Source organism: Micromonospora sp. RTBAU3-60 (genome assembly GCF_054963695.1).
Window position 1 is genome coordinate 52,290 of the sequence record NZ_JBUEGB010000001.1, and the last position, 26,929, is coordinate 79,218.

At 71.5% G+C, this 26,929-nt stretch carries 21 protein-coding genes; 14 read left to right on the forward strand and 7 right to left on the reverse strand.

Going from position 1 to position 26,929, the window contains the following annotated elements:
* The first annotated feature begins 55 nt into the window (after nucleotides 1-55).
* Nucleotides 56-1,069: a LacI family DNA-binding transcriptional regulator gene (locus tag ACY34I_RS00220; RefSeq protein WP_462751228.1), complete on the forward strand. Its 1,014-nt coding sequence runs from the start codon at nucleotides 56-58 to the stop codon at nucleotides 1,067-1,069.
* Between the two features lies 1 nt (nucleotide 1,070).
* On the opposite strand, the gene ACY34I_RS00225 is transcribed toward ACY34I_RS00220, so the two are convergent.
* Both ACY34I_RS00225 and ACY34I_RS00230 read right to left on the reverse strand, forming a co-directional pair.
* Nucleotides 1,071-2,039, reverse strand: a complete 969-nt coding sequence (locus ACY34I_RS00225) for a LacI family DNA-binding transcriptional regulator (protein WP_462751230.1) — start codon at nucleotides 2,037-2,039, stop codon at nucleotides 1,071-1,073.
* Between the two features lie 87 nt (nucleotides 2,040-2,126).
* Entirely contained in the window at nucleotides 2,127-3,572 is a 1,446-nt protein-coding gene (locus tag ACY34I_RS00230) for a glycoside hydrolase family 28 protein (RefSeq protein WP_462751232.1), read from the reverse strand.
* Nucleotides 3,573-3,756: 184 nt separating this feature from the next.
* Here ACY34I_RS00230 and ACY34I_RS00235 point away from each other — a divergent pair, with 184 nt between their 5' ends.
* Nucleotides 3,757-5,253, forward strand: coding sequence for a pectinesterase family protein (locus ACY34I_RS00235; protein WP_462751234.1), 1,497 nt, complete (start codon nucleotides 3,757-3,759; stop codon nucleotides 5,251-5,253).
* Nucleotides 5,254-5,277: 24 nt separating this feature from the next.
* Here ACY34I_RS00235 and ACY34I_RS00240 read toward each other — a convergent pair whose 3' ends face one another.
* Nucleotides 5,278-9,492 (reverse strand): HEAT repeat domain-containing protein, encoded by a 4,215-nt coding sequence (locus ACY34I_RS00240; protein ID WP_462751236.1) that lies wholly within the window; start codon nucleotides 9,490-9,492, stop codon nucleotides 5,278-5,280.
* A 304-nt stretch (nucleotides 9,493-9,796) separates the two neighbouring features.
* On the opposite strand from ACY34I_RS00240, the gene ACY34I_RS00245 reads away from it, so the two are divergent.
* Nucleotides 9,797-10,768: an SCO2521 family protein gene (locus tag ACY34I_RS00245; RefSeq protein WP_462751238.1), complete on the forward strand. Its 972-nt coding sequence runs from the start codon at nucleotides 9,797-9,799 to the stop codon at nucleotides 10,766-10,768.
* Here the strand turns inward: ACY34I_RS00245 and ACY34I_RS00250 are convergent.
* The 4 genes from ACY34I_RS00250 to ACY34I_RS00265 form a co-directional block, all read right to left on the reverse strand.
* Entirely contained in the window at nucleotides 10,747-11,673 is a 927-nt protein-coding gene (locus tag ACY34I_RS00250) for an SCO2522 family protein (RefSeq protein WP_462751240.1), read from the reverse strand. The genes ACY34I_RS00245 and ACY34I_RS00250 overlap by 22 nt on opposite strands.
* Before the next feature lie 35 nt (nucleotides 11,674-11,708).
* Complete coding sequence (locus ACY34I_RS00255; RefSeq protein ID WP_462751242.1) at nucleotides 11,709-12,638, reverse strand: SCO2523 family variant P-loop protein; 930 nt, start codon at nucleotides 12,636-12,638, stop codon at nucleotides 11,709-11,711.
* Complete coding sequence (locus tag ACY34I_RS00260) at nucleotides 12,639-14,480, reverse strand: SCO2524 family protein (RefSeq protein WP_462751244.1); 1,842 nt, start codon at nucleotides 14,478-14,480, stop codon at nucleotides 12,639-12,641.
* Nucleotides 14,481-14,797: 317 nt separating this feature from the next.
* Complete coding sequence (locus ACY34I_RS00265; RefSeq protein ID WP_462751246.1) at nucleotides 14,798-15,643, reverse strand: SMP-30/gluconolactonase/LRE family protein; 846 nt, start codon at nucleotides 15,641-15,643, stop codon at nucleotides 14,798-14,800.
* Nucleotides 15,644-15,772: 129 nt separating this feature from the next.
* On the opposite strand from ACY34I_RS00265, the gene ACY34I_RS00270 reads away from it, so the two are divergent.
* From ACY34I_RS00270 to ACY34I_RS00320, 11 genes are all read left to right on the forward strand, one after another.
* On the forward strand, nucleotides 15,773-16,792 hold the full coding sequence (locus ACY34I_RS00270) for a substrate-binding domain-containing protein (RefSeq protein WP_462751248.1): 1,020 nt from the start codon (nucleotides 15,773-15,775) through the stop codon (nucleotides 16,790-16,792).
* A 65-nt stretch (nucleotides 16,793-16,857) separates the two neighbouring features.
* Nucleotides 16,858-18,390, forward strand: coding sequence for a sugar ABC transporter ATP-binding protein (locus tag ACY34I_RS00275; protein WP_462751250.1), 1,533 nt, complete (start codon nucleotides 16,858-16,860; stop codon nucleotides 18,388-18,390).
* Entirely contained in the window at nucleotides 18,387-19,394 is a 1,008-nt protein-coding gene (locus ACY34I_RS00280; RefSeq protein WP_222870673.1) for an ABC transporter permease, read from the forward strand. Before ACY34I_RS00275 ends, ACY34I_RS00280 begins: the two co-directional genes overlap by 4 nt.
* The gene (locus tag ACY34I_RS00285) at nucleotides 19,394-20,512 is read left to right on the forward strand and encodes a zinc-dependent alcohol dehydrogenase family protein (RefSeq protein WP_462751252.1); all 1,119 of its coding nucleotides are present in this window, start codon (nucleotides 19,394-19,396) and stop codon (nucleotides 20,510-20,512) included. The genes ACY34I_RS00280 and ACY34I_RS00285 overlap by 1 nt, the downstream gene beginning before the upstream one ends.
* On the forward strand, nucleotides 20,505-21,803 hold the full coding sequence (locus ACY34I_RS00290) for a DUF4380 domain-containing protein (protein WP_462751254.1): 1,299 nt from the start codon (nucleotides 20,505-20,507) through the stop codon (nucleotides 21,801-21,803). The genes ACY34I_RS00285 and ACY34I_RS00290 overlap by 8 nt, the downstream gene beginning before the upstream one ends.
* Nucleotides 21,800-22,555: an SDR family NAD(P)-dependent oxidoreductase gene (locus ACY34I_RS00295; RefSeq protein WP_462751256.1), complete on the forward strand. Its 756-nt coding sequence runs from the start codon at nucleotides 21,800-21,802 to the stop codon at nucleotides 22,553-22,555. The genes ACY34I_RS00290 and ACY34I_RS00295 overlap by 4 nt, the downstream gene beginning before the upstream one ends.
* Nucleotides 22,552-23,316: a FadR/GntR family transcriptional regulator gene (locus tag ACY34I_RS00300; RefSeq protein WP_462751258.1), complete on the forward strand. Its 765-nt coding sequence runs from the start codon at nucleotides 22,552-22,554 to the stop codon at nucleotides 23,314-23,316. The genes ACY34I_RS00295 and ACY34I_RS00300 overlap by 4 nt, the downstream gene beginning before the upstream one ends.
* Nucleotides 23,306-24,451 (forward strand): galactonate dehydratase, encoded by a 1,146-nt coding sequence (gene dgoD, locus ACY34I_RS00305; RefSeq protein ID WP_462751260.1) that lies wholly within the window; start codon nucleotides 23,306-23,308, stop codon nucleotides 24,449-24,451. Before ACY34I_RS00300 ends, dgoD begins: the two co-directional genes overlap by 11 nt.
* Entirely contained in the window at nucleotides 24,445-25,083 is a 639-nt protein-coding gene (locus ACY34I_RS00310) for a bifunctional 4-hydroxy-2-oxoglutarate aldolase/2-dehydro-3-deoxy-phosphogluconate aldolase (protein WP_462751262.1), read from the forward strand. Before dgoD ends, ACY34I_RS00310 begins: the two co-directional genes overlap by 7 nt.
* Nucleotides 25,080-26,027, forward strand: a complete 948-nt coding sequence (locus ACY34I_RS00315) for a sugar kinase (RefSeq protein WP_462751264.1) — start codon at nucleotides 25,080-25,082, stop codon at nucleotides 26,025-26,027. Before ACY34I_RS00310 ends, ACY34I_RS00315 begins: the two co-directional genes overlap by 4 nt.
* 131 nt (nucleotides 26,028-26,158) lie before the next feature.
* Complete coding sequence (locus ACY34I_RS00320; protein ID WP_462751266.1) at nucleotides 26,159-26,803, forward strand: dihydrofolate reductase family protein; 645 nt, start codon at nucleotides 26,159-26,161, stop codon at nucleotides 26,801-26,803.
* Nucleotides 26,804-26,929 lie beyond the last annotated feature (126 nt).

Sequence of the window (26,929 nt, forward strand, 5' to 3'; positions counted from 1 at the left end):
GCGACCGCGTCCGGATGAGCCGAAACTCGGCCAGCCACGATCAGGAGGAGCGGGTGTGACGAGCGGAAGGCGGGTACGTCTCGTCGACGTCGCACGCGAAGCGGGCACGTCGGTGTCGACAGTCTCCCGGGTCCTCAACGGCTCGGAGCAGATCTCGTTCGAGGTGAGCAATCACGTCCGCTCGGTCGCCGCGCGGCTGGGTTACCGGGCCGACGGTGCGGCGAAGGAACTCAAGCTCGGCCGGGTCCGCACCATCGGAGTGACCGTGCCCGACCTGGCCAACCCGTTCTTTCCCGAGGTGCTCAAGGGCCTCGGCGCCGCAGCGCGCGCGGCGGGCTACCGACTGCTGATCAGCGAGAGCGGAGAGGACCCCGACGAGGAACTGCGGCTCGCGGAGGAGCTGACCAGCCATGCGAGCGCCCTGGTGCTGTGCAGCTCGCGGCTGCGACCGAAGCACCTCACCAAAATCCTCGACGGGCCGATCCCGGTCGTCTGCGTCAACCGGACGGCGGAGCAGGCCGGCGTGGTCTGCGTCGACTACCGCTCCGGCAGCCGACAACTGCTGGACCACCTCGCGACCCTCGGCCACCGGCGGATCGCGTACGTGGGTGGGCCACCCGCCTCCTGGTCGGACGGGCAGCGGCGCCGCACGTTGCGCACCCTGACCCGGAAGATGGGCATGCGGCTGGAGGAGATCACCGGGGGATGGTCCGGCGACCACGGGTACGCGGCCGGGCCGGAGGTGCTGGCCACCGGCGCGACGGCGGTGATCACCTTCAACGACCTGGTCGCGATCGGGCTGCTGAGCTGGTTGCACGACACCGGCGTCGAGGTGCCTGGCGCGGTGTCGGTGACCTCGTACGACGACATCCCCGTCGCGGCGTACGCGCGACCGCCGCTGACTTCGCTGCGCAACCAGCGCGCGCAGCTCGGCCGGCTGGCCTGGGGTCACCTGTCGGCGCGCCTGGCCGGTGACCAGTGGCCACCGCCGGTCATGCTCACCCCGACGCTGACGGTCCGCGCCAGCACCGGGCGCCCCCCGGCGGACGGCGGGCCCGATACCCGCTGAGCTACCCGCGCCCCTGCCAGGGTGGGGCGGTGGAGCCGCGGACGGCGAGTTCGACCGGCACGTTGATCGCCGTCGTCGACGCTCCGGTCCCCTCGGTGGCAAGCCGCTGCCAGGCCAGCCGCCCGACCGTCCGCTTGGGCACGGCGACCGTGGTGAGCCCGGGCGGGGTGAGGGCGCTGAGCGGGATGTCGTCGAAACCGGTCACCGAGACGTCGTCCGGCACCGCGACGCCGAGTTCGGTGAGCCGGCTCAGCACGCCCAGCGCGACGTAGTCGTTGAAGGCGACGATCGCGGTCGGCTTGTGCCCCAGCGCTTCCTCGGCGACCCGGTGGCCGTCCGGGGCCGTCGAGCCGCACGGGATCTGCACGAGGTCGAGCCCCCGGCCGGCGGCGGTACGCAGGGCCCGCCGGCGCTGCCCGTCGGACCAGGCGTGGGGCGGCCCCTGCAGGTAGACGAGCCGCCGGTGCCCGAGCGATGCGAGGTGGGCGCACAGCTGGGTCATCCCCTGGTGGTAGTCCACCAGCACCGCCGCCACCGACGGGTGTCGTACCAGGCGGTTGACCAGGACGAGGGCCGGGAGCTTGGTGGCCAGTTCCCGGAGTCGGAGGGTGCTCATCCGGGGTGAGCACAGCATCACGCCGTCCACCCACCGGCCCAGTTCGCTGGCGGCCCGGTACTCGACCTCGGGGTCCTCGTCGGTGTCGGCGACGAGGGTGCGCCAGCCGTGCTCGGCGGCCGCCGGCGTCGCACCCTTGAGCACCTCGGCGAAGTAGGGATTCGCGAGGTCGGGGACGACGACGCCGACGGTGTGCGAGCGTCCGCTGAGCAACACCTGCGCCGCGGGGTTGGGCCGGTAGTCCAGGCGCGCTGCGGCGTCGCGTACCCGTTGGGCCAGGTCGGCCGAGACCGGCTTGGCGCCGGTCAGCACCCGGGACACGGTCGCGGTGGACACCTGCGCGAGTCGAGCCACGTCGTGGATGGTCGAGCGGGGCGGTGAGCTGCGGGGCGTTCGCTGCACCGCCACATTTGACCATGCGGCCGCCAGTGCTTCGGACACTCAGGCCGCAGCGGACGCGAGCTCGAGCGGCTGCCCGTTCTCGACGACGTTACGGAGCACGAGGTTGTCGACGTACTGCACCACGTCGGGGTTGCTGGTGATGCCGAAGTCCACGTCGGTGAGGGTCACGTCGGTGATGTGGTCGTCGGCGTAGCCGCGCAGGTTGAGGGCGCGCCCGGCCTGGCCGACGGTCAGGTTGCGGACGTCGATGTTGCGCACGACCGGGTTGAACCCGTGGCCGGGGCCCTCCTCGTAGTAGAAGTTGACGTCGATGACGGCGCCGGCGACCTCGCCGATGCGGATGTCGCGGGCGTAGATGTCGGTGATGAACCCCCCGCGGACGGAGTTCGTCTTGAACCGCAGGGCGATGTCCAGGTTGGGGCTGGACATCTCACAGTTGCGGGCGAAGACGTTGCGCACCCCGCCGGACATCTCGCTGCCGATGGTCACTCCGCCATGGCCGTCGCGCATCAGGCAGTCCTCGATGAGGATGTCCTCGCTCGGGACGTTGACCCGGCGCCCGTCGGCGTTTCGCCCGGCCTTGATCGCGATGCAGTCGTCGCCGGTGTCGAAGGTGCAGCCGCGGATGACGACCATGCGGCTGGACTCGGGGTCGCAGCCGTCGTTGTTCGGGCCGTGGGAATTGACGGTGACGTTCTGCACCAGCACGTTCTCGGACAGCGTCGGGTGGATCTCCCACATCGGCGATCGGACGAGGGTGACTCCCTCGATGACCACGTTCCGGCAGCGGTAGGGTTCGATGAACGACGGGCGTAGGTAGTCGCCCTCGCCGAACACGCGCTGCTCGACCGGGACGCCCTGCTCGGCCATCGCGAACAGCCGGGTTCGGGCGGCGTCCTGCTTCGGGTCGCCGGGCTTCCACCCGTACTCGGTCTTGCCCTTCCATGGCCACCAGTGGCTGTTGTCGGCCTGGCCGTCGAGCACACCCGAGCCGGTGACCCCGATGTTCTCCTGGTCCAGGGCGTAGATGAGCGGTGAGTAGTTGTAGAGTTCGACGCCCTCGAACCGGGTCAGGACGGCTGGCAGGTAGTCGGCGGGGCGCTGGCTGAACAGCACGACCGCCTCGGCGGTGACGTGCAGGTCGACGTTGCTGAGCAGGTGGATCGGCCCGGTGAGGAACCTGCCGGCCGGCACCACCACGTGCCCGCCGCCGGAGGCGTGACACGCCGCGATCGCCTGCCTGATCGCCTCCGTGCTGTCGGTGGCACCGTCACCGACGGCGCCGAAGGTGCGGATGTCGAACCACCGCTGCGGGAAGTGCGGGCGGCGTACCTTCGCGCTGATGTACTCGGCACGGGCCCAGGGGTTGCCGGCGGGCGTCGGATCGGCGCTTGCTCGGCCGGCGGCCAGCGGTGCGAAGGCCGCGGCGGAGGCAGCCACCCCGGCCCATCGGAGGAAGTCACGTCTGCTGTGTTCGGTCGTCATGGAACTCTCCTGATCTCGCCGGGACAGGCGGGTAAAGCTTTTCCTACCGGCTGGACGCATCGGCGTCAACGGATTGACGGACGGGGACCTGCCCTGCGACGGTGGTGTCGGAAAAGCTTTGCCTCCCCAGTCGGGTGCCACGCGCGCCCGGGCCTACCTCCGCCGCCTTCGATGAAGGAGGGCCATGGCTCTCACCAGAGCACTGCTGGTCACCGCCGCCCTGGTGCTGTCGGGTACGTGGCTTCCGCCGGCCGGTCACGCACCCCTCCCCCAGCTGGCCGCCCTGTCTTCGGACACGACCAGCGCTCCGGTCCGTTTGGAGCCGAACGGTCCGACGACCGCGGTGTGCACGGACACTCCCCTGCGGTTGACCTTCGACCACCCCGTGCAGCTCGGCACCGCCGGCCGTCTGCGGGTGCACCGCGCCGGCGGCGCCGTCGTGGATACGATCGACCTCGCCGATCCGGCGACGTACCAGCGTGCTGTCGGCGGCGCACGAACGGACTACGGCCAGATCCACCGCTGGAACTACCAGCCCGTCGTCATCGACGGCGACGTGGCGTCGGTGTACCTGCACACCCGGCTCGCGCCCCGGCAGGTCTACTACGTCAGCGTTGATCCCGGCTTCTTCGTCGGCGACACCGGCGTCACCGGTCCGACCGCCTGGCAGTTCCGGACGAAGCCGGATCCCCGACCGCAGTCGGACCGGCTGACGGTGGACGGCCGAGGGGAGGCCGACTTCTGCACGGTGCAGGGCGCCATCGATTTCGTCCCCGAGGGCAACACGCGGCCCGTCCGCATCGACATCGCACCCGGGGTTTACCGGGAGATCGTCTACGTGTCGCAGGCCCGGCCGCACATCTCGATCACCGGCGCCGGCGCGGGACGCACGACCATCGCCTACCCGAACAACAACCTGCTCAACGGTGACTCGGCGATGAGCGACGTACCGCCGGAGCAGAGCTGGTGCCCACGACGCGTACTCCCCCAGCCGGACCGCTTCAACTGCTGGCGGGCGGCCTTCGGTGTGGACGCCGACGACTTCCGGTTGACCGACGTGACGGTGCACAACCTCACGCCGTATCGCGGCTCCCAGGCCGAGGCGTTCCGGGGCAATGGCGACCGGATCACCTTGGCCCGGGTTCGCCTGCTCAGCTTCCAGGACACCCTACGGCTGCAGGGTCGAGCGTTCGTCACGGACAGCTACATCGAAGGCGACGTGGACTTCGTCTGGGGCACCGGCGGCGTCTTCGTGCAGCACTCGGAGCTGAAGGCACTGCACGCCGGGTACTACAACCAGGTACGAAACACCGACGACGGCCCCGGCAACGTCTTCGTGGACGTACGGCTCACCCGGGGAGCGGAAGCGCCGGATGACAGCGTCTACCTCAGCCGGATCGAGCTCAACCGCTTCCCCACCAGCCAGGTCGTCTTCATCGACACCGCGATGGACACGCACGTGAAGAGGACCGGCTGGCAGATCACGAATCCGAACGACTGCGCCGCGGCCAACCAGTTGCGCTTCTGGGAGTACGGCAGCACCGATCTCGCCGGCCAGCCGCTCGACACCGCCGCCCGGCTGCCCTGCTCGCGGCAGCTCACCACGAGCGAGGCCGCGCGGTTGCGCGACCCGGCGTACGTGCTCGGCTGGGATCCGCGCGCCGACCCAACCGGGCGCTGATGGCCGCCCGTCAGCCACCCATCGTCACGGGAAGTCGTCAGGGTTGGTACCGGGCAGGGCGGCCAGCAGTTGCCCGGCCAGCCGCCGCACGGTGCCGTCGTCCTCCTGGTGGGCGAGCCGGACGAGCACCTCCCGGGTCCGGGTGTCCCCACGGTAGTGAGTGGTCAGCGCGAGCAGCGCGGTCCGGCGGATCTCCCAGTCGTCGTCGTCCGCGAGCCGCAGCAGCAGGTCCCGTACCCCCACCCGGCCAGCCAGCGTGGCGCCCAGCTGCTCCACGGCCCGGCGCCGGACCTCGAGGTCCGGGTCGTCGCGGACCAGGCCCACCAGCAGTACGCGGACCTCCGGATCGGCCCCGAAGTGTTCGCCGAGGGCGGCGGCGATGCGGGCACGGATCGCCGGGTCCTGGTCGGCCAGGCGGCGCATCAGCCGCAGCGTCACCGCCATGGACGCCGAGCCCCGCTCGGTCAGGCAGCGCACCGCCGCGTCGAACACGGCCGGGTCGGTGTCCGACTCGACGCACTCGAGTAGCACATCGGTCACCACGTCGGGGCTCCCGTACGCGCACAGGCTCTGCACCGCGGCCAGCCGGATGCCGGCGTAGCTGTCCCGACGGGCCCGCCGGCACAGCGTCTCCACCAGGCCGTCGGTGTCGCCGTGGCGGGCGAGCGCCTGTGCGGCCGCGCGCAGCACGTTCGGGTCGGGGTCGCGGCTGAGCTGCTCGGCCAGGCACTCCCGCACCTCGGGGTCCGGCGGATCGGCGAGGCGGGTCAGGCTGCGGGTGACCCGCAACCGGACGATCGGGTCCCGTTCCTGGGAAGCCCGGCTGATGAGCAGGTCGCGGGTGGCGTGGTCGACCAGTGGCCGGCCGGTGAGCAGGTCGACCGCGGCGAGCCGGACGCTCGCGGTCGGGTCCCGGCGGGCCCGTTCCAGCAGCAGTTCCCCGGTGCGGTGGTCCGGGTAGGCCTCGGCGAGCGCGCGCACCGCGGCGAGGCGCACGGTCGCGTCCTCGTCGGCACGCGCCACCTGCGCCGCCACCGTCCATCCGGTGTCGTCCACCCGGTCCTGGTCGAGCAGCGCGGTCACCGCCGCGGCCCGCACGGATGCGTCCTCGTCCTGCTCGATCTGGTCGACCAGCCGGGCTCGGCAGCGCCCCTCCGGGTCGGGTACGAGCGCCAGCCGCTGCACGGCGACCGTGCGCAGCCGCGCAGAGGAGGTTGAGCCGGCCAGCTTCAGCAGCAACTCGGTGCTGTCCGGGCTGGGCCTGCCGGGCAGCAGCTCGGTCACCAGGCAGCGGCGTACCTCGTCCGGGGCGTCGCCGGCCACCCGCTCCAGCGCCCGCGTGCGGGCCGCCTCGGCGTGTTCCGGCAGCGCCGACAGGCCTTCCAGCGCGCACTGCACCACTGCGGGGTCGGTGTCGGTGACCAGCAGCCGCCGCAGCGTCTCGGGTGCGTCCGGCAGGTCGGCGCTGCGCGCGGCGAGCACTGCGGCGGCGGCGCGCCGCACCGCGGTGGCGGGGTCTGCGGTGGCGGTCACCAGCAGGTGCCGGACGTCCTGGGGCAGCTCGGGTCGGCCGCCGAGGGACTGCGCGGCGAGCGCGCGTACCGCGGGATCGGGTGCCTCGGCGAGGTCGGACAGCACGTCGACGAGATCGGGGTCGGCGCTGAAGTGGGCGACCAGGGCGCGTACGGCGGCCTGCCGTACCGCGGTGGAGACCTCCGCCTGGGCCTGGGCGAGCAGCAGGTCGCGCCACCGGCGGCGGCTGCGGCTGGTGGTGTCCAGCCGGCCGGCGGCCTCGGCCAGTCCGGCGACCAGGGTGAGGTGGGCCTGTCGCTCGCGGCCCTGGCCGAGTTCCCGGACCAGCAGGTCCTCCAGTTGCTCCGCCGGGGTGGACAGCACCGCGGCGATCCGGGTGGCGAAGGCGGAGCCCGAGCGCCAGCTGGTCCGCACCCCGCGGCGGCGGTACCAGTGCAGAAAGGCGCCCCGGCCGGGCCAGTGCGGCCCGAGTGCCCGGATGGAGGACAGCAGCTCCTGCTCGGTGAGCTCGACCAGGTTCGGGTCGTCGGCGGAGATACCGTGCTCGACCAGCAGCACGATCTGGCGCAGCACGGCTTCGCCCGCACCGGCGAGCTCGGCCGGCTGCGGCGCCTCCGCCACGCACTGGGCGGCCAGCACCAGGTTCCATGGCGGGCCGGCCAGGTTCAGCGGCGGCCAGGGTTGGTTGACCTCGGTGGCGAGGAGCGTGACCAGGTCGTCGGCGGCCGGGGCGGGCAGCGCGCTGGCGACCAGGCGGAGCACCTCCCGCCAGGACGGGTCGGCCCAGTGGTCGCGGAAGAGCGTGCGCAGCTGGTCGAGGCTCCAGGCGTCCGGATCGTGCTCGAACCTGTCCACGATCTCCTCGGCGCAGAAGAACTCCAGGAACGTGCGGTGCACGAACCCGAACAGTCGCAGTCCGTACCGTTCCAGGATGAAGCTTCGCTGGCGCAGTTTGTCGATCATTGAGTAGGCCATGGCGAGTGCCCGCTCGTTCTCGAAACCGTAGAAGTCCACCAGGTGGTCGCGGAAGATGCGCGCCAGCTCGTCGGATTCGATGTAGTTTCCGGCCGGGCCGGACTCCCGGAACTGCATCCAGAACGCCAGGTGGCGCAGCAGCCGTCGCTTGGCCTGGGGGTCCAGCGGCGGCACGTCGCCGTGGCTTTCCCGCAGCTGCTTGGTGACGTCCCACTCGGAGATCAGCACGTCGGTGACGTGCGCGTAGAGCCGGCGGCGGTTGCGTGGCAGCGGGTGGCCCCGGCCGACGATCGCCATCAGCATCAGCAGCAGGGGGTTGCTGGCGATCTCGTGCATCGCCCGGGACCCGCGGACCACGTCGAGGATCTGCCGCCGCTGCCGGTCCGCCTCGGGCGCCGGCGTGGGCATCACATAGCGGTACCAGTTGCCGAGGAACCGGGCGATTCGCTCGTCGTCGAGGTCCTCAAGGGTGAAGTGGTCGAAGCCGGCGTTGGCGAAGGTGTGTCGCAGGTAGCCTGCCGCCCGGGAGGTGACCACCGTCCGCACCCCCGGGTACTCGTTGGCGAACGTGGCGATCTGCGCGGCGACCTCCTCCCGCTGCGCCGGGTCGAACACCTCGTCCAGGCCGTCGAACAGGAACAGCGCCTGGCCGCCCTGTCGCAGGTACGCCTCCAGCACGTCCTGGTCGATTCCGGCCAGGCCCTGCTGGTGGCGGTGGCCGACGTAGTCCAGCAGGCCGTCGCACCGGCCGTCGCCGCAGTGTGCCGCGTACGAGCGCAGCTCGATCAGGACCGGCAGGTGGCGGTCCAGCGCCGCCAGCCGGGGCTCGGCGCAGACTCCGGCCAGCGCCAGCGCCAGGTACCGGGCGGCCGCGGATTTGCCGGAGCCGGGGTCGCCGAGCAGGACGATCGCCCGCCGGCCCGGGTCGCACACCACGTCGAACAGCGCCTGTGCGTCCTTGGCCGCGTACTCCTCCCAGAGCCGCTCCACCTCCTCCGGGTCGACCACGCCGGGCAGCCCGCCGGCGTCACCGTCCGGTGTGGAGCCGGCCCAGCGCCACCATGCCAGCGGCATCTCCGGCCGGGCGTCCTCGTGCACCCGCGGCTCGACGAACACCTTGGGCAGGCCGACCGTGAGGTATCCGATGGTGGGTCGCGGGGAGACGCCGTCCAGGGGCACGGCCTGGTACCTCAGCGCCAACTGCTTGTAGTAGTGGCTGCGTACGACCTCCGGCAGGTGGGTGTCGGGGTCGGCGGGCTCGCGTGCCGGGGATCGGCCGCTGCGCACGTCGGCCAGCGCCACGGTCACCTTGGCCGACAGGTCGTCCACACTGGAGAAGAACGCGCACAGGTGGCGTTCCTTGAGTTCCCGGCGCAGCGCGACGACCTGCTGCCAGTCGGCGTCCCGGTCGATCATGTCCACCGGCCACGGCGTGTCCTCGGCGAGCAGGAAGATCAGGCAGGGCTTCCCGGCGGCGAGCGCCTCGCGGTACTCCAACTCGGTGATGGAGGACTCCTGGCCGGGCGGTCGGAACCCGTACCGCCAGGCGAACAGCCCCACGTAGAGGTCGCAGCGGCGCACGTCGGCCAGGCAGCGTTCCAGGGGTGGCCTGATGTCGGCCCCGTACGCCTCCATGGCCACGTCCTCGATCTCGAGACGACGGGCCACGGCGTGCACGGCGGCGCGATATTCCAGCAGGTCCTTTTGGGTGGCCGAAATATAAACCTTCATGGGACGGCAAACTCCAGGGGGTGGCTGGGGACCGCACCATCGAAAATATCAGTAGACGTCACATCCCTCTGACCCTTGAACCCCCGGGAACCCCGGCCGCACATGGGATTCCCGTCAGCGCGGGGCCTATGATGGCCGCCGGACAGATACGGATCCGGTACGGGACCGAACCCCGTACTTGCAGGTATTTCGGTAATTCCATGCGGATCCGTGTCGGTGCGGGTCACGGCGGCGTACGTCAATCACCATGGGACCGGATTCCGCGGGGCGACCGCGGACCGGTGGCGGCGATGCGGAGGAAGCCATGCTCACGGTGGGTGAGGTGCACACCAGCCTGCTGCAGCACAGCACGGCGCTGGCACAGGAGCAGAGCGCCGAGGTGCTCAGCCTGGTCGAGGGCGAGTCCGTGCTGACCTCCCGGCGCCCGTCGCTGTACGCGGTGTCGCCCGACGTCCGCACCGGTGTTGACTGCTGGCTACCCAGCGCCAAGAAGCGCCAGCTGCGCGGGGTGGGCGCGGTGGTCACCCGGGCCATCATCACCGGCGGCCGAATCGGGCAGGCCAGCTCGGTCATCCAGATCGTCGCCGGAGAGCGCCGCCGGCCGTGGTCGCACTACCTGGCCAATCCCGGCGTCCTGGAGACGGTCGGCAAGCTGGACGCCGCGGACCTGACGGCAGGCTTTCTGCACGGCAACGCCGCCGACGTGCTGAACCTGGAGGCGATCACCGGCCGGGTGCTCGACGGCGTGCAGATGTCGGACCTGCTGGACCGGCGCCCGCCACTGCGCGCGGCGCGCACCCGGCTGCGCTGGGCCGCGCAGGTCGACCCGGACCGGGACGCCTCGGCGGTGGTCACCGTGGAGTCCCCGACGCTGCGCACGGTCGAGCTCGTGGTCGGCCCGCAGGACGTGCCGGCCGCCGTGGCCGGCCTCTGCGAGGACCTCGCCCTGCACGACTGGCTGCTCACCATGCTGTCCGCCCTGGTGGAGGCTGCGGTGACCCGATCGGTCTCCGGGCGGGAGCACGTCGAACGGCTGCGGCCGGTGCTGGAGCACCTGCTGCACCTGTGGCTGCCCGGCGCTCGGGTGGACCCGCGGCTGCGCCCGATCTGGGACCGGCTGGAGCAGGTGCCCGGGTTCAGCCGGCAGTGGAAGTCGTCGGTCAACTGGATCCGTGATCAGATCAGCGTGAGCAACATGGCCCTGCTGCGCGACCTGGCCGGCCGGGTGACGGTCAGCCAGCGCGCAGACCACGCTCACTCGCCGATGAACACGTAGCTCAACCGGTCGACCAGCTCACTGGGCAACTGCAGGCCCTCACCGCCGGCCCGCTTGGCGACCTGCTCGGCGACCGGCGGTGGCACCGCCACCTGGCCGAGGATGGTCCGCACGGCCAGCTCCACCGGCAGGTACTGGGTGTCCATCAGGGTCAGCGTGCGGTACGCGCAGAACGGCGCGGCGACCGGGTTCAGCTGCACGACCGACGGCAGCTCGTCCCAGTCGTTGGGCAGCTCGCCGGCGAGCCGGGACGGCTGGGTGATCGTCTCACCTCGGTGCCGGAGCACGCCCAGCCGAGTCATCTGCCAGACCGAGGCGAGCAGCGCGCAGGCCCACACCCGCGTTTTCGGTTCGTCGGACCACAACTCGACGTCGACGAAGATGGAGTGGCGGGGGTCGCCGGACTGCACCGGCGGGGACCAGGGCCGGGGCAGCGTCATCGCCGGCGCGTCGACATGCCCGGGCGAGCGCTTACCGTTGGACAGCCAGCCCGACTCGCTCAGCGGGGGGCGACTCCCGTTCGTGTGCCGGGGCGGTTCCACCACCAGCGTGTCCACCACCAGCTGGGCCAGCTCGACACCGTCGTACCGGGCGAAGCTGGACTCCCGCGCCACGTAGTCCACCATCAGGCCGTGCTCCGCCGCGGCGCTCTGCACCTGCGGGATCACCTCGCGGGGGGTGCCGAACCGGTGGAAGTAGTCGTCCACCAGGAAACAGGTGCTGATGCGCGGTTGCCGGTGCGGGGGCAGCCCCCGCCGGGCCAGCCCCGGGATCGCCCCCGCCCAGTCCGCGATCCGCTCGAACTTGCGCCGCAGCTCCTGGCACCCGTCGCCGAAGTCCTCCGCGTAGAAGTGCCCCAACTCCACGGACAGGTGCGAGTACGCCACGCTCTCCGTTCGACGCACCGCAGCTGCCTCCTGGAACCTGACATCCACGCCAATCACACGGTCTCCCATGCCGTTTCATCAAAAAGCTTCTCGGTCAGATCCACGAAGGCGTCCACGGTCTTCGCGTTCGCGATCTTCGTCTGCACGTCGTGGTCCGAGATGAGCTGCTCCCGCCACTGCAGCAAGGGATCCAGCGGCACCGCGCCGAGCAGCGTGGTGCGCCCGACCCCCCGCCGCCGGGCCAGCTCCGATAGCTCCGCGTCACACTTGCGCAGGAAGGCCTGCTGGGCGAGATCGAGGTGACCGACCTCGGGACCCCGCGAGTCGATCACCGCGGTGCGGATGAACCGCAGCGACTCGCGCAGCCGCTCCGGCTCGTGGCCGTACTCCTTGCCCATGGCCACGATCCCACCGGCCTCGAAGGCCAGGTCCGCGGCGGCCGTGACGTGCTGGGGAGTCCACCGGTGGAAGACCAACCAGCGAACATTCACCTTCCGCAGGGTCGACGTGGCGGTAGCGGCCAACGCGATCTGGCTGGCGTAGGACCGCCCGGCGCTGAGATCCACCAGCGTCAGGTCGAACTCCTCCTCCAGACGAAGGAAGAGCTCGGCGCAGCGCTTGGCGATGTCGTTGGTGAAGCCGAACTCGCTGCCGTTGCGCTGCCCCGGCAGCAGCACCAGCGGACCCGACCCGATGGGCCGCTGCCGCAGGCTGGCCCGCTCCGAGGTGCCCCACACGTCCAACCGCTCCGGGGACGGGATCTCCCCGCGCAGGTACCGGTGCAGGCCACCCCCGTTCGGCCCGGCGCCCTCCACCCCGTTGACCGCCTGCGGAATCTGGAACGTGATACCGGCCGTCGGCGAGCCGAAATCGTAGTCCAGATAGCAGGTGGGACGGCCGGACAACGCGCTGCGGTAGGCGATGTTCGCCGCGGTCACCGACCGCCCGGTGCCGCCCTTGTGCGACGTGACGAAGACCAGCATTCAGATCCCCTCGCTGGCTTTCTGCTGCCCGGTGGTGACGTCGTTGAGCAGCAACAGCAGGGTGTTCGCCAGGGCGGCCGCCGTGCCCGGACGCTCGTCCACCAGCATCTGCGCCCGGCGCAGGCTGGCCCGGATGCTGCGCATGCTGCGCTGCATCGCCTCACCGGCGAACGTGCCGCGCATCAACTCCCGGTCGAACAGGTACTCGGCCTCGTCGATGAGATCCTGCGCGTACGCGGCGAGCCGGCCGGCCCGCGGGAACGGCCGCTCCCAGAGCAACTGACCGGCGCTGACCAGGGCCTGCACCACCCGCTCGGTCAGATACCACGAAGGCGCTTCCGGCTTCGGCGCCAGCCCCGGGAAGGCGCCACCGGCGTGATCCCACAGCCCCCGGTGCCGGCCGTCCGGCATCCGCCGCAGCAGCAGGTGATCCCACACCTCGTCGGCCAACTCCAGCAGCTCACTGCGCCCGCGGGCGTTGCTCAGCAGACCCGCGACGGTGGCCGCCCGCTGCAGCAGCACGGTGGAGAACTCGTTGACGTTCCACGTCATGATCGGCTTCGACGTGTCGTCGTTCAACGTCACCCGCTTGCCCGGCGCGTGCACGATCAACGCCGACTCGTCAGGGGAGGCGCGCCGGGTGATCCGCGCCCGCTGCGCCAGCTCCACCAGCACCGCGGCGATCCGCCCGAGCTCCTCGTCGGCGCCACGCCCGCCGGCGAGCAGCCCCTTTACCGCCAGCGAGGTGGCCTGCAGGGTGTAGTAGTCGGTCCGGTCACCGTCGGTGGTCCGCCACGGAATGTCCTCGATGGGCCAGCGCCGCCGGTTGTCGAAGGTCGCCACCGTCGCCCAGTAGGTGCGGGTCAGCTCCCATCGCAGCTGCAGTGCCCGCGACAGCCGCTGCTGCTCCTCGTTGAGCAGTCCGAGCAGGCGGGTGCGCTCGGAGTTCAGGTCCTCGATGGCGTCCATCGCGATGACCGTGAAGTAGAGGTAGGGAGCGTTCTCCGCCGCGCCCTCGCGTTGCAGGCCGATCGGTTCGCTGGTCGGGACCTCCTCGGCCCCGGCGATGACCCCCCACGACCAGCCGCACTCGAACAGCATCTCGCTGTTGTCCAGGTCCTCGGTCACCCGGCCGGACCCGATCACCACGCTGCGCAGGCTGGCCATGGTGTCCCGCAGCTGCTCGCGCAGCGCCGCCACGAGTTCGCGGCGCGGCAGCTCGTCCTGGTTGACCATGTCGCACAGCCGCACGCCGTACTCGTCGGACGCGGTGAAAACGAAGGTACTGAAGCTGCGCAGCAGGCCCACCATGGCCGCGGTGAGCCGCGCGCTGGCCATCGCCTCCAGCGTGTCGAGTTGCGCGAGCAGATCGCGTCGCTGGGTGGAGCCACGGTAGACCTTGACGAAACCGATCGTGGCCAGGGTGAGCGTGACGGACACCGCGAACGAGTCGACGATGTCCAGGGAGCGCTGCTCATCCGTGAGCTCCGGACCACCCTCCACCGGGTTGAGGTAGCTGCCACCGCCGAAGAGCGGGGTGCCGGTGTCGTCGGTGTACCGGGTGAAGTAATCGATCATCACGCCGACCAGCCGGCGGGGGATCTCGATCGCCCCACCGATCGGGTTGAGCACCTCGATGACCTCTTCGTCGGTGCGGTCCGGGTCGTCCAGCGACAGCACCGGCACCTTGGCCGCCGGAAGCAGCAGGGTCAGCAGTTGCTCCGCGTCGCTGATCGAGTTGCTGCCGCTCCGGCCACCCCAGTGCCATTCACCGTTCTGCCAGCAACTGCGCACCGTGGCCCGCCAGATGTCGAGGATCTCCTGGCGCGGCTGTATCCGCATGATCCACCGCCGTCTGCTGTAGTCGTCGACTCGAAACTGCTGGTGTTGCCGTGCGCACGATGATCCACGGTGATCCACAATGGTGTGCAACAAACATCGTAGCGGCCCCGTCGAGTACCGGTAGGTCCCCATCGATGCCGCGTGTCGGCGACGGCCTCCGCCCCTCCAGGTGCTGCTCGCGCACTGATCCACCAGGGACGGCCCCCAGCCCGTCGTCTTCGGCGCCGTCGGGTGGACGGAGATGAGTGAGCCGTCTTCAGGTGAGTGGCGGTCGCCTTCGCCGCGTCGGCGGACGGCGCACCGCGTGGCAGCCGCGCTCAGCCGGCGAAGGGCCGCACGGCCTGTCCGGGTATCCCCACCGCCGCGTGGAACAGGCAGCCGGCCAGCGGATCTTCATCGGGCCGCAGACCCTCTCGCGACGTCGTGATGATCAACTCGTCGCCGCGCGGCCCACCGAGGGCACATGCCGTGACCTGACGCGCCGCGACGGTGACCACCGCGTCCAGCCGGCGGTCGGGGGTGTACCGGTGTACGGCGAAGCCGCCCCACAGCGCGACCCACACGCCGCCTTCGCTGTCGACGGTCAGCCCGTCCGGAGCACCCTCATCGGGCGGGATCTCGACGAACGTGCGCCGGTCGGTCAAACCGGTCTCCGGTGCCCAGTCGAACATGTCGATGCGGCCGGTGGGCGTGTCGACGTAGTAGGCGGTGGTGCCGTCAGGATTCCAGTCGAGGCCGTTGGAGATCGTGACTGCGGTGAGTTCGGGGGTCACGGAGAGGTCGGGCGCGAGCCGGAAGAGCGTTCCCTGGCCGGGGCGCGCGTCGTAGGCCATCGATCCGCACCAGAAGCTGCCGTCCGGAGCGCAGCTGCCCTCGTTCATTCGTACGCCGGGGTCGCGCCACAGCGGGTCCAGCGGCCGCAGGCTCCCGTCGGGCTCGCAGAGCGCGAAGCCACGCTCGAGCGCGACGACCGCACCGCCCACGGCGCGGGGGCGCAGCGCGGCGGCGACCTGGCCGACGTGCCGGCGTTCGATCCGGCCGTCGCCGTCGAGGCTGAGTACGTCGCCGGCGAGCATGTCGACCCACCGCAGGGTGCCGTCGGGCCACCAGGTCGGCCCCTCGCCGTGTTGGGCGACGGGTCCGGTCAACGTCTGGGCTCGCACACCGGCCTCCAGATTTTTTCATAAATTATGTTGACCTGCTGTGTCGGTCAGGTTAACACTGGTCAGCGCCTCGCTCGAGGCGGTCGGCGAGCCCTCGGGGGCTCCTGTCTGTTGGAGGTTGGGTTGGGCATGCGTCCCCGACGCTGGGCCACGGTCGCGGCGGCCGCCGCCGCGTTCGTCGTGACCCTGTCGGCGTGCAGCAGCGGCACGTCGAACAGTGCTTCCACCGGTCCGGTCAAGGATCGGTCGCTGCGTGTCGGCGCGGTCTTCATGGACTCCCAGGGCTTCTACGGCGGAGTCAAGGCCGGATTCCAGAGCGCTGCCTCGACGTCCGGGGCCAAGCTCAAGCTCGTCGAGAGCAACCCGGGCGGCGACGTCTCGAAGGAGGCGTCGTTCGTCTCCACGCTGGTGAGCTCCAAGGTCGACGCGCTGATCATCTCGGCCAGCTCCGCGACCGGCTCGGTCCCCGCGATCCGCTCCGCCGCCAAGGCGGGCATCCCGGTTGTCTGCTACAACACCTGCGTCGGCGACGCCGACATCAGCAAGTACGTGTCCGCCTACGTACAGGGCGACCCGGTCGCCTTCGGCCGGGACACCGGCAACGCGGCGGCCGACTACTTCCTCAAGGCCGGGATCACGAACCCGAAGATCGCCGTCGTCAACTGCGAGTTCGTCGAGGTGTGCAAGCTGCGGCGGCAGGGCTTCGAAGAGGCCCTGAAGGCGAAGGTGCCCGGCTACCAGATCGTGTCGAACCAGGCCGGCACCACCCAGGACAAGGCCGTCAGCGTGGCGGGCAACCAGATCCAGGCCAACCCGGACCTCGACGCGTTCTACGGTGAGTCCGGCGGCGCCACCTACGGCGCGTATAAGGCGATCCAGGCAGCGAACAAGTCCGGCAAGATCGTGGTGTTCGGCAGCGACATGACCACCGACATCGCCAACGCCCTCGCCGACGGCACGGTGATCAAGAGCATCACCGACATCTCCGGCAAGGTCACCGGGAAGCTCGCCTGGGAGCAGGTCCAGCGGATCCTCGAGGGCGACAAGTCGCTGGGCAAGATCGTGGACGACCCGATCACCGGATACACCGCCGACGACAAGGCCACCGTGCAGGAATGGCTGAAGGTTCACGCGGACGGTCTGCCGTAACCATGGGATCGCTCAACGATCAACGCAAGGTCTGGGGCGCCGGATCGGAGCACGGATCCGACCCGGTGGCCCAGACCCGGGCAGTGGTCCGCCGCTATCCCGGCGTGCTCGCCCTCGACCACGTCGACTTCGAGATGCACGCCGGTGAGGTGCGCGCCCTGCTCGGCAAGAACGGCGCCGGCAAGTCGACCCTGATCCGGCTGCTCTCCGGCGTCGAGAAACCCGACGAGGGGACCGTCGCGATCGGTGGCACGGTCCTCACCGGCGGCGGCAGCCGCGAGGCGAGCCGGCTCGGCGTCGCCACCGTGTACCAGGAACTCAGCCTGGTGCCACAGCTCAGCGTCGCCGAGAACTACCACCTGGGCGCGCTGCCGGTCGGCCGGGGCGGCCTGGTCCGGACCGGCTGGATGAAGGACTCGGCGGAGGCCGCGCTGGCGAAGCTCGGCGTGCGGGTCGACCCGAACGCGCCCGTCGGCGCCCTGCCGGTGGCCGAGCAGCAGATGGTCGAGATCGCGCGAGCCCTCCAGGGATCGCCGAAGCTGCTGATCCTGGATGAACCCACCAGCTCCCTGGCCGCCGCCGAGGTCGACGTCGTACTCCAGGCCGTGAACCGGATCGCCGCCGCCGGCGTCGGAATCATCTACGTCAGCCACCGGTTGGGCGAGATCAGGCAGATTGCCCACAGCGCCTCGGTGATGCGGGACGGCCGCCTCGTGGAGACCGTCAGGACGAGCGGCGCGAGCAGCGACGACATCGTCGCCCTGATGCTCGGCACCGCAGCGGACGCCACGGTGTCGATGAGTCACCAGTCCCCGGCGCCGGCGACCAGCCGGCCGGTCGCGCTGGCCGTACGCGGCCTGTCGGTACCACCCAAGGTGCGCGAGGTCAGCTTCGACCTCCACGAGGGCGAGATCCTCGGCATCGCCGGGGTCCGGGGAGCCGGTCGCACAGAACTCCTCCGAGCGATCGCCGGTCTCCTGCCGCCCGCCGCCGGCACCCTCACCCTCTTCGGTGAGCAGCTGCGCCGCTGGTCGATCCGCGGCATGATCCGCCGCGGCGTCGGCCTCACCCCCGAGGAGCGCAAGACCGACGGGATCGTCCCGCTGCTCGGCGTCGACGAGAACATCGTCCTCGCCGATCGCCGCACGGTACGCCGCGGACCGCTGCTGTCCAGCCGACTGCAGCGCGGCGCGGCCAGGAAGCTCGTGTCCGCCCTGTCGATCCGCACCCCCGACGTGACCGTGCCGGTCGGCGCGCTGTCCGGCGGCAACCAGCAGAAAGCCGTGATCGCCCGGTGGCTGCATCGCGGTAGCCGGGTCCTGCTGCTGGACGAACCGACCCGCGGCGTCGACGTCCAAGCCAAGGCACAGATCTACGAGCTGGTACGCCAGCTGGCCGACGACGGCGTCAGCATCCTGTTCGTCTCGAGCGAACTCGAGGAGCTGCCGCTGGTCTGCAGCCGCGTCGTCGTGCTGCGCGAGGGCGCGATCACCGCCGAATTGACCGGCGACAACATCACCGAATCGGCAATCTTCGCCGCCACCCTGGCAGACGGAACCGGGAGCGCGGCCCCGTCCACAACTGGGGAGTCAGTGTGAGTTCGACCGTGCAGACGGCACCCGCGCCCACCGAGGTGCAGCAACAGGTACGCCGCATGCGACTGAGCCGTGGCGTCAACGAGCTCGGACTGCTCGCCGCCATCGTCGTGTTGTACCTCGTGCTCGGGACCCAGGCAGGCGGCTTCCTGACCGGCAGCAACCAGCTGGGGATCCTGCGCGACGCCGCGCAGATCGGGATCGCCGCGTGGGGCATGACCCTGGTCATCATCGCCGGAGACATCGACATCTCCATCGGCCCGGCCGTGGCCTTCGGCTCGGTCATGGTGGCCAAGGCCGCGACGGACTGGGGCCTGGGCATCCCGCTGGCCGTCGTCCTGACCCTGGTGATCGGCACCGCCATCGGCGCGTTCGCCGGGTTCCTGCGGGCGCAGTACAACGTGCCAGCGTTCATCGCCACCCTCGGCGTCTACAGCGCCCTACGCGGCCTCGCCCAGTTCATCAGCAACGCGCTGCCGGTCCCGCTGCCGGAGTCGCGGTTCTTCGACTTCCTGGCCGGCGAGGTGGCCGGGGTGCCGACCCCGGCGGTCGTGATGATCGTCCTGCTGGCCGTCTTCCTCGTGATCGCGCTCAAGACCCCGTACGGCCGCGCGGTCTACGCACTGGGCGGCAACGCCCGCGCGGCGGAACTGGCCGGCATCCCCGTCAAGCGGATCCGGATCTCGCTGTTCGCCGTGAACGGCCTCCTCGCCGCCATCACCGGTGTGCTCCTCGCGGCCCGCCTCGGCTCCGGCAACGGCGGCTCCGCGATGGGCCTGGAGTTCGACGTCATCGCGGCGGTGGTGATCGGTGGCACGGCGCTGGCCGGTGGGTCCGGATCCATCCTGGCCACCGCCCTCGGCGTCATCTTCATCACGCTGATCGGCAACGGCTTGGTCCTGATGGGCGTGAACCAGTTCCTCCAGGACGTGGTGCGCGGCGTGATCATCGTGCTCGCCGTCCTCATCAACGTCCTGCTCGGCCGCCGCAGGAGGTTGACCTCCTGATGGCCCTCAGCAACACCGAAACCACGGAAGGCGTGAGCATGTCCGGCATCCCGCAGCGCATGCGCGGCGTCTACCTGCCCGGCGACTGCACTGCGGTCGTACGCGACGTCGAGGTCCCCGAGCCCGGGCCGGGCGAGCTCCTGGTGCGCGTCGGCGCCTCGGGTATCTGCGGCAGCGACATCGGCTACATCTACCGGGGCTACAAGGGCCACCGCGGTGAGGAGGGCGCCGCCTACCGCGGCGTCGTGGCCGGGCACGAACCGGCAGGGACCGTCGTCGCCGCCGGCCCGCAGGTACGCCGCTTCGGCCCGGGCGACCGCGTCCTGGCGTACCACATCGTCGGTTGCGGGGTCTGCCACAACTGTCGGGGCGGCTGGATGATCAGTTGCACCTCCCCGGTGCGTGCCGCCTACGGGTGGCAGCGCGACGGCGGACACGCCGACTACATCCTGGTTGACGAGCGGACCGCGATCGCGCTGCCCGACGACCTGTCGTTCGTCGACGGTGCGCTGATCGCCTGCGGCTTCGGCACCGCCTACGAAGGCCTGCACCGGCTCGGCGTGACGGGCTCGGACGACGTGGTCGTGGTGGGACTGGGCCCGGTCGGCCTGGCCGCCGGGATGATCGCCCGGGGCATGGGCGCCCGACGCGTGATCGGCGTCGAGCCGAGCGCCGCCCGGCGCGGCTGGGCCGACGGCCTGGACCTGTTCGACGCGACAGCCCATCCGGACGACTCCGGGGAGGCGGTCGCCCAGGCGACGGCGGGTGTCGGCGCCCAGGCGGTGATCGACTGCTCGGGCAGCCGGGCGGGCCGCAGCACCGCGATCGAACTGACCGCCGAGTGGGGTCGCGTCTCGCTGGTCGGCGAGGGCGGGACCCTCGAGACCGAGGTGTCCGACGCCCTGCTGCACAAGCAGCTCACGCTCTACGCGTCGTGGGTGACCTCGGTGCAGGGGATGGAGCGGATCACCGCCGACCTGGTGCGATGGGGGCTGCGCCCGGAGGCGGTGGTCAGCGACCGGTTCGACCTCGACCAGGCCGATGAGGCGTACCGGCTCGCGGCGGGAGAGAGCCGCGGCAAGGTCGTGCTGATCCCCGGGCACCGGGACCATGACTGACCTGCTCCCCCACGCCGTGGAGGTGACCGTCGACGAGGCCGGACCCGACGAGGTGGTCTGGCTGCGTGCCGGCGCGGTCGAACTCGGCGCGGTGCCCGCCCTGGGCGGACGCATCCTCGCGCTGCGTCTCGCCGGTCACGAGACGCTGTACCGCAACGACGCGTTGCTCGACGAGCGCCTGCACCGCCGGGCCGACCACGGTCCCGCGCCCGACGGGACGATGGCCACCTGGCGCAACTACGGCGGCGACAAGACCTGGCCCGCGCCTCAGGGCTGGGACGGCCCCGGGCAGTGGGCCGGCCCGCCCGACCCGGTACTGGACTCCGGCCCCTACACCTGGACCGTGGCCGAGCACGGTGACCGGGCGCGGCTGACCATGAGCAGCGCGGCCGACCCGCGCAGCGGACTGACCATCCGGCGCCTCGTCGACGTCGTCGACGGCAGCACCACGGTCACCATCACGCACCGGCTGATCAACACCGGTCCGCACCCGGTCCGGTGGGCGCCGTGGAACGTGCTCCAGTTGCCGGGGCCGGTCGCCGGCACCGGTGACGGCTGGTACGCCGGGGTCGACGGCAGCCCGGTGCCGATCCGCGGGCTGCTCGCCGGTACCGGCCTGCCGTCGTGGGCCCTCGCCGACGGCGTCGTCCACGTGACGGGCCAGGACGTCGTCGGCAAGCTCGCGGTGCCCGGCGCGTCCGGCTGGCTCGCCACGGTCAGCGGTGGCCACCTGGTCACCCAGCACTTCGCCGTCGATCCAGCCGGACGGTACCCCGACGGTGGAGCGCGCGCCGAGGTGTGGCTCGAGTGCCCTCAGGAGCGGGGCATCGAGTCACTCGGTGGCCTGCGGCCGACCGCGCGGATCCTGGAGAGCGAGGTGCTGGGCCCCCTGGTCGACCTCGCCCCCGGCGAACACACCGACCTCACCGTGCGGCTGTCCGTGCTCCGCTGCGGCGCACCGCCGCGTCGGGTCACGCCCGGCGGTGCCGTGCTGCGGCACCTGCACGCCGCGCGTACGGGCCACGGGCTGCAGCTCACCGGCGCCTTCGCCACCTTCACCGACGGCACGGTGCGCTGCCGGCTCCTCGGCAGCGACGGCGCGCCGATCGCCGACCGACCGGTCACGGCCGCGGTGGCCGGTGGCGAGCTGGCGCTGGACGTGCGCACAGAGGATCACCCGGACGCAGCCGCCGTCGAGCTGGTGGTGGTACGTCCGGGAAGCCCTGACGCGGTGCTGGACACGGCCGTGATCAGCCCGCCGCCGGTGGGCTCTGGAAGGATCTCATCGTGACATCCCCGAATCTTGATCGGCGCGTCGCCGTGGTGACCGGCGCGGCCGCAGGCATCGGAGCGGCGGCCGCACGCCACTTCGCCGCCGAGGGCGCCGCCGTACTGCTGTGCGACATCGACCCGCGCGGTGAGCAGACGGCGGCCGACATCAGGGCCGCCGGTGGCACGGCCGCCTACGTGGCCGCCGACGCCGCCGCCGAGGCGGACTGGCAGCGGGTGGTCGCCACCGCTCGCGACCGGTTCGGTGGCGTAGACGTCCTGGTCAGCAACGCGGCCACCGTGGAGGTGTCGCCGGCTGACCAGCTCAGCCTGGCATCGTGGGACCGGCAGCTGGCCGTGAACCTGACCGGAACGTTCCTCGGCGTCCGGGCCTGCCTGCCACTGCTGCGTGAGCGGCGCGGCAACGTCGTCGTCGTGTCGTCCGTACATGCCGTGGTCGGGCTGCCCGGGCATCCCGCCTACGCGGCCGCCAAGGGCGGGCTCACCGCCCTCGCCCGCCAACTGGCCGTCGAGTACGGCCCGGAGGTGCGGGTGAACTGCGTACTGCCCGGACCGATCCTGACCGGCGCGTGGGACCGGGTGTCCGAGCCGGACCGCCGGGCGAGCGTCGAGGCAACCGTGCTGAAGCGGTTCGGGCAGCCCGAGGAGGTGGCCGATGCGATCGGTTACCTCGCGTCCACCCGAGCCTCCTACGTCACCGGCGCCACCCTCACCGTCGACGGCGGGTGGACTGTCGCAAAGGACTCGGCATGAGCGCGCACACCCCGACGCCCGACCGGGCGGACCGTGCCACGACGCACCGCCCGGCGCGCCGCCGTGGGGTGCACGGCGAGGTCGTCGAGATCATCGGCCACCGCATCGTGAGCGGAGCGCTGCCCGAGGGCGCCACGTTGAACGTCAACGCGCTCGAGCAGGAGCTCGACGTCAGCCTGACGGTGGTCCGCGAGGCGCTCAAGGTGCTGGGCGCGAAGGGCCTGGTGGACGCCCGGCAGAAGCGGGGCACCTTCGTCCAGCCGCGCCGCTACTGGCATCTGCTGGACGCGGACGTCATCCGGTGGCGGTTCGTCGACGGCGTCGACCATCGCTTCCTCGCACAACTCGACGAGGTACGCGAAATCATCGAACCGGCGGCGGCCCGGCTCGCGGCCGAACGCCGCACCGACACCGACCTCGAGCATCTGGACGTCGCTCTGCAGGCGATGGCCGCAGCCGACGCACCTGAGCACGTGGTGTCGGCTGACCTGGCCTTCCACCGCGCGTTGCTGGTCGCAGCCCACAACGACCTGCTCGAGCAGATGGAGGTCGTGCTGGAGGCCGGCCTGGCCCAGCGCGACCGGATCGTGCACGCCGCCGGCCACATCGACGACCCGATCCCCAGCCACGCCGCCGTGGTGGCCGGGGTCCGGGACGGAGATCCGGACGCCGCCGAGCGGGCGGTGCGGGCACTGCTGAACAAGGCGCGCGTCGACTCGCACCGGGCAATGGCAACAAGGGAGACCCGACGTGAAGATTGAACGGATCGAGACCTTTCTCGTTCCGCCACGGTGGCTGTTCTGCCGCGTCGAGACGGACGACGGGGTGGTCGGCTGGGGCGAGCCCGTCGTCGAAGGTCGCGCCGAGGTCGTCCGCACCGCGGTCGACCTCTTCGCTCAGTACCTGATCGGCCGGGACCCGCTGCGCATCCAGGACCACTGGCAGGTGATGACCAAGGGCGGCTTCTACCGCGGCGGCCCGGAGGTCTCCAGCGCGGTCGCCGGGCTCGACCAGGCCCTGTGGGACATCGCGGGAAAGGCGCTCGGCCAGCCCGTGCACGTGCTGCTCGGAGGTCACGTCCGGGACCGCGTCCGGATGTACTCGTGGGTCGGCGGCGACGAGCCGGCGGAGCTGCGCGACGCGGTCCAGGAACAGATCGAGCACGGCTTCACTGCCGTCAAGCTGAACGCCACCGGCCGCTTCCCCGCCGCGGCGTCGGCCGCCGACACCCGCGCCGTCGTCGCACGCGCCGAAACGGTCCGCGAGGTGCTCGGACCGACGCGCGACATGGCGCTGGACTTCCACGGCCGGGTGAGCGTCGCGGACGCCAGACGACTGCTCACCGCCCTCGAGCCGCTGCATCCCCTCTTCGCCGAGGAACCCGTGCTACCCGAGCACGGCGAGCGGCTCGCCGAGGTCGTCGCCTGCAGCAGCGTGCCGGTCGCGTGCGGCGAGCGGCTCTACTCGCGGACGGACTTCCTGGGGCCACTACGTGCCGGCATCGCGGTGGCGCAGCCGGACCTGTCCCACGCCGGCGGCATCACCGAGGTCCGCCGGATCGCCGCGCTGGCCGAGACGTTCGACGTACGCCTGGCCCCGCACTGTCCACTGGGTCCCATCGCGCTGGCGGCGAGCCTGCACGTGGCCTTCACGACGCCGAACTTCCTGATCCAGGAGCAGAGCGCCGGCATCCACTACAACCGTGGCGCCGACCTGCTCGACTACGTCACCGACCGGCGGCCCTTCAATTTCGCCGGCGGATACGCATCCCTTCCCACCGGTCCCGGCCTCGGCGTCGAGATCGACGAGGAGAGCGTCCGGCTCGCTGACAAGCGCGGGCACGACTGGCGCAACCCGATCTGGCGCGACGAGGACGGAGCGTTCACAGAATGGTAGAAGCAAGTCACTTCCGATCGGTGCTCCGGCAGGACGGGCTACTGGCGATCGTCCGCGGCACCGACCCCGACGCGTGCGTCGCGTCGGTGCGGGTTCTCGCGGAGGCAGGCATCCGCCTGGTCGAGGTGTCGCTCACGAGCACCGACGCGCTCGACGTCATCGCACGACTCGCGGGCTCCGGGCTCCCGCTCACGCTCGGCGCCGGCACGGTGTTGACCGAGCAGGACGCCCGCCGCGCCCGCGACGCCGGGGCTACTTTCGCCGTCACGCCCGGCGCCGGTGCGGGCGTCGCGGAGGCCGCGCGGCTCGGCATGCCGGTACTCGCCGGATGCCTGACGCCCAGCGAGGTGATCGCCGCGGACCAGGCCGGCCACATCGTCAAACTGTTCCCGGCGTCGACGTTCGGGCCGGCGTACCTGCGGGCGCTGCGCGACCCGCTGCCGCGCACCGACGTCGTACCGGTCGGAGGGGTCGACCTCGACGCCGCCCGCCAGTACCTGGCCGCCGGAGCGGCCGCGGTCGGCGTCGGCTCGCCGCTGCTCGGCGACGCCCCGCGAGGCGGCGACCTGGCGGCGTTGGCTGACCGGGCCGCACGGTTCCGGACCGCGGTCGACGAGGCGCGCCGGCCATGACCGACGTCCTCACCGTGGGCGAGACCATGGCGTCGATGCGGGCGTCCACCCCGCTGCGGCTCGGTGGCCCGATGTCCCTGTCGGTGGCCGGCGCGGAGAGCAACGTGGCCATCGGCCTCGCCCGACTCGGCCACACCGCGAGCTGGGTGGGCGTCGTCGGCGCCGACGAGCTCGGGGCGCTGGTCCTGCGTACGCTGCGGGCCGAGGGCGTCCGGACCGACTCGGCGCGAGTCGACGCGGACCGACCGACCGGCGTGATGGTCGTCGAGCGGCGTGTCGGCGACCTGACCCGCGTCATCTACCACCGCTCCGGATCGGCGGGGTCCACGGTGTCCGCCGACGACGTCACGGCCGGCTTCCGCACTCCCCCGTCCTGGGTTCACCTGACCGGGATCACCCCGGCGCTCGGCGCCCGGGCCCGCGAAGCCGTCGACGCCGCCGTCGCCCAGGCGCGCCACGTTGGTGCGCGCGTCTGCCTGGACGTCAACTACCGGGGCAAGCTGTGGTCAGCGGCCGCCGCGGCGGTATGCCTGCGCCAGCTCGCACCGCACGCGAGTCTGGTGGTGGCATCCGAGGACGAGCTGCACCTTGTCGCGCCGGAAGCCGCCGGCAGCGAGGAGGACATGGTGGCATCCCTGCTCGCCGCGGGCGTCGCCGAGGTGGCCGTCAAACGTGGCGCACAGGGAGCGTCGCTCTACTCCGCGGACGGCCGGATCGACTGCCCGGCGCGCACCGTGCGGGTGACCGACACGATCGGCGCCGGTGACGCATTCGTGGCGGGGCTGCTGTCGGCGACGCTCGAGAAGCTCCCCGTCGCCGCCCGCCTCGAGCGCGCGGTCGCCTGCGGAGCGTTCGCCGTAGCGTCCGCCGGTGACTGGGAAGGTCTACCGACCCTCGCCGAACTCGCACTGCTCGACCTCGAGTCCGGCGCGGCGCAACGATGACGTCCGGCCCCTGGTGCCGCCGCCGTAGATCGGTCGACGAGTACGAAGCTGGGTGCCGCCGCGGCGATGAGTCTGCCGGCGCCCACAGGTCTACCCCCCGACCGAGACAACCAACTCATCGGGAGTAAGGCATGGGCCTCATCCACATCGAGCTGTTCGCAACCCTCGACCTCGTCGGGCAGGCGCCCGGCAGCCCCGACGAGGACCCGGTGGGGTTCCCGTTCGGCGGCTGGCAGGCGCCCCTGCTGGACGAGGTCGCCGCGGCGCAGGTCGGTGCCGCGTACGAGGGCACGGACGCCCTCCTGCTCGGCCGGCGGACGTATGACATCTTCGCCGCCTACTGGCCCCATCAGGAGGGCGGCCAGGACAACGAGATCGCCACGCTCTTCAACAGCGTCCCGAAGTACGTGGCCTCCCGCGGCAGGCCCGACCTCTCGTGGGCCGGGTCCACGCAGCTCGGCCCGGATCTGGCCGACGCGGTGCGCGAGATCCGTGACCGGCACGAGCACGTGAAGGTCGTCGGGAGCCTGAACCTGGTGCAGACCCTCCTGCGCGAGAAGCTCTTCGACCGTCTCGACCTCTGGGTGCACCCGATCCTGCTCGGCGTCGGGAAGAAGGTGTTCGACGGTGGCGCGGTGCCCACGAACGTCACACTCCTCGAACCGCCGGTGGCCAATCCGAAGGGCACCGTGTACCTGCGCTACGGGCTCGCCGACGGCACGCCCGGGACGGGCGACATGAGCGCACCCGATCGCGGTGCCGGGCGCGACGACTGAAGCCGCCCCGCGCCAGGTGGGTCCGTGTCATCGGCGGTGAATCCGCCCGGTCGGCATGCCGTCACGGCGTCGGCAGTTCGAGGTGCCGGCGCCGTGACGAAGGCCTCGCCAGCGGGTCGCCGCCGT

Excerpts from the sequence above, each read along its gene's own strand:
- ACY34I_RS00230 (WP_462751232.1), bottom strand. The coding sequence starts at position 3,572 with ATGACGACCGAACACAGCAGACGTGACTTCCTCCGATGGGCCGGGGTG.
- ACY34I_RS00235 (WP_462751234.1), top strand. The coding sequence starts at position 3,757 with ATGGCTCTCACCAGAGCACTGCTGGTCACCGCCGCCCTGGTGCTGTCG.
- ACY34I_RS00240 (WP_462751236.1), bottom strand. The coding sequence starts at position 9,492 with ATGAAGGTTTATATTTCGGCCACCCAAAAGGACCTGCTGGAATATCGC.
- ACY34I_RS00245 (WP_462751238.1), top strand. The coding sequence starts at position 9,797 with ATGCTCACGGTGGGTGAGGTGCACACCAGCCTGCTGCAGCACAGCACG.
- ACY34I_RS00255 (WP_462751242.1), bottom strand. The coding sequence starts at position 12,638 with ATGCTGGTCTTCGTCACGTCGCACAAGGGCGGCACCGGGCGGTCGGTG.
- ACY34I_RS00260 (WP_462751244.1), bottom strand. The coding sequence starts at position 14,480 with ATGCGGATACAGCCGCGCCAGGAGATCCTCGACATCTGGCGGGCCACG.
- ACY34I_RS00270 (WP_462751248.1), top strand. The coding sequence starts at position 15,773 with ATGCGTCCCCGACGCTGGGCCACGGTCGCGGCGGCCGCCGCCGCGTTC.
- ACY34I_RS00285 (WP_462751252.1), top strand. The coding sequence starts at position 19,394 with ATGGCCCTCAGCAACACCGAAACCACGGAAGGCGTGAGCATGTCCGGC.
- ACY34I_RS00290 (WP_462751254.1), top strand. The coding sequence starts at position 20,505 with ATGACTGACCTGCTCCCCCACGCCGTGGAGGTGACCGTCGACGAGGCC.
- ACY34I_RS00300 (WP_462751258.1), top strand. The coding sequence starts at position 22,552 with ATGAGCGCGCACACCCCGACGCCCGACCGGGCGGACCGTGCCACGACG.
- ACY34I_RS00310 (WP_462751262.1), top strand. The coding sequence starts at position 24,445 with ATGGTAGAAGCAAGTCACTTCCGATCGGTGCTCCGGCAGGACGGGCTA.
- ACY34I_RS00315 (WP_462751264.1), top strand. The coding sequence starts at position 25,080 with ATGACCGACGTCCTCACCGTGGGCGAGACCATGGCGTCGATGCGGGCG.
- ACY34I_RS00320 (WP_462751266.1), top strand. The coding sequence starts at position 26,159 with ATGGGCCTCATCCACATCGAGCTGTTCGCAACCCTCGACCTCGTCGGG.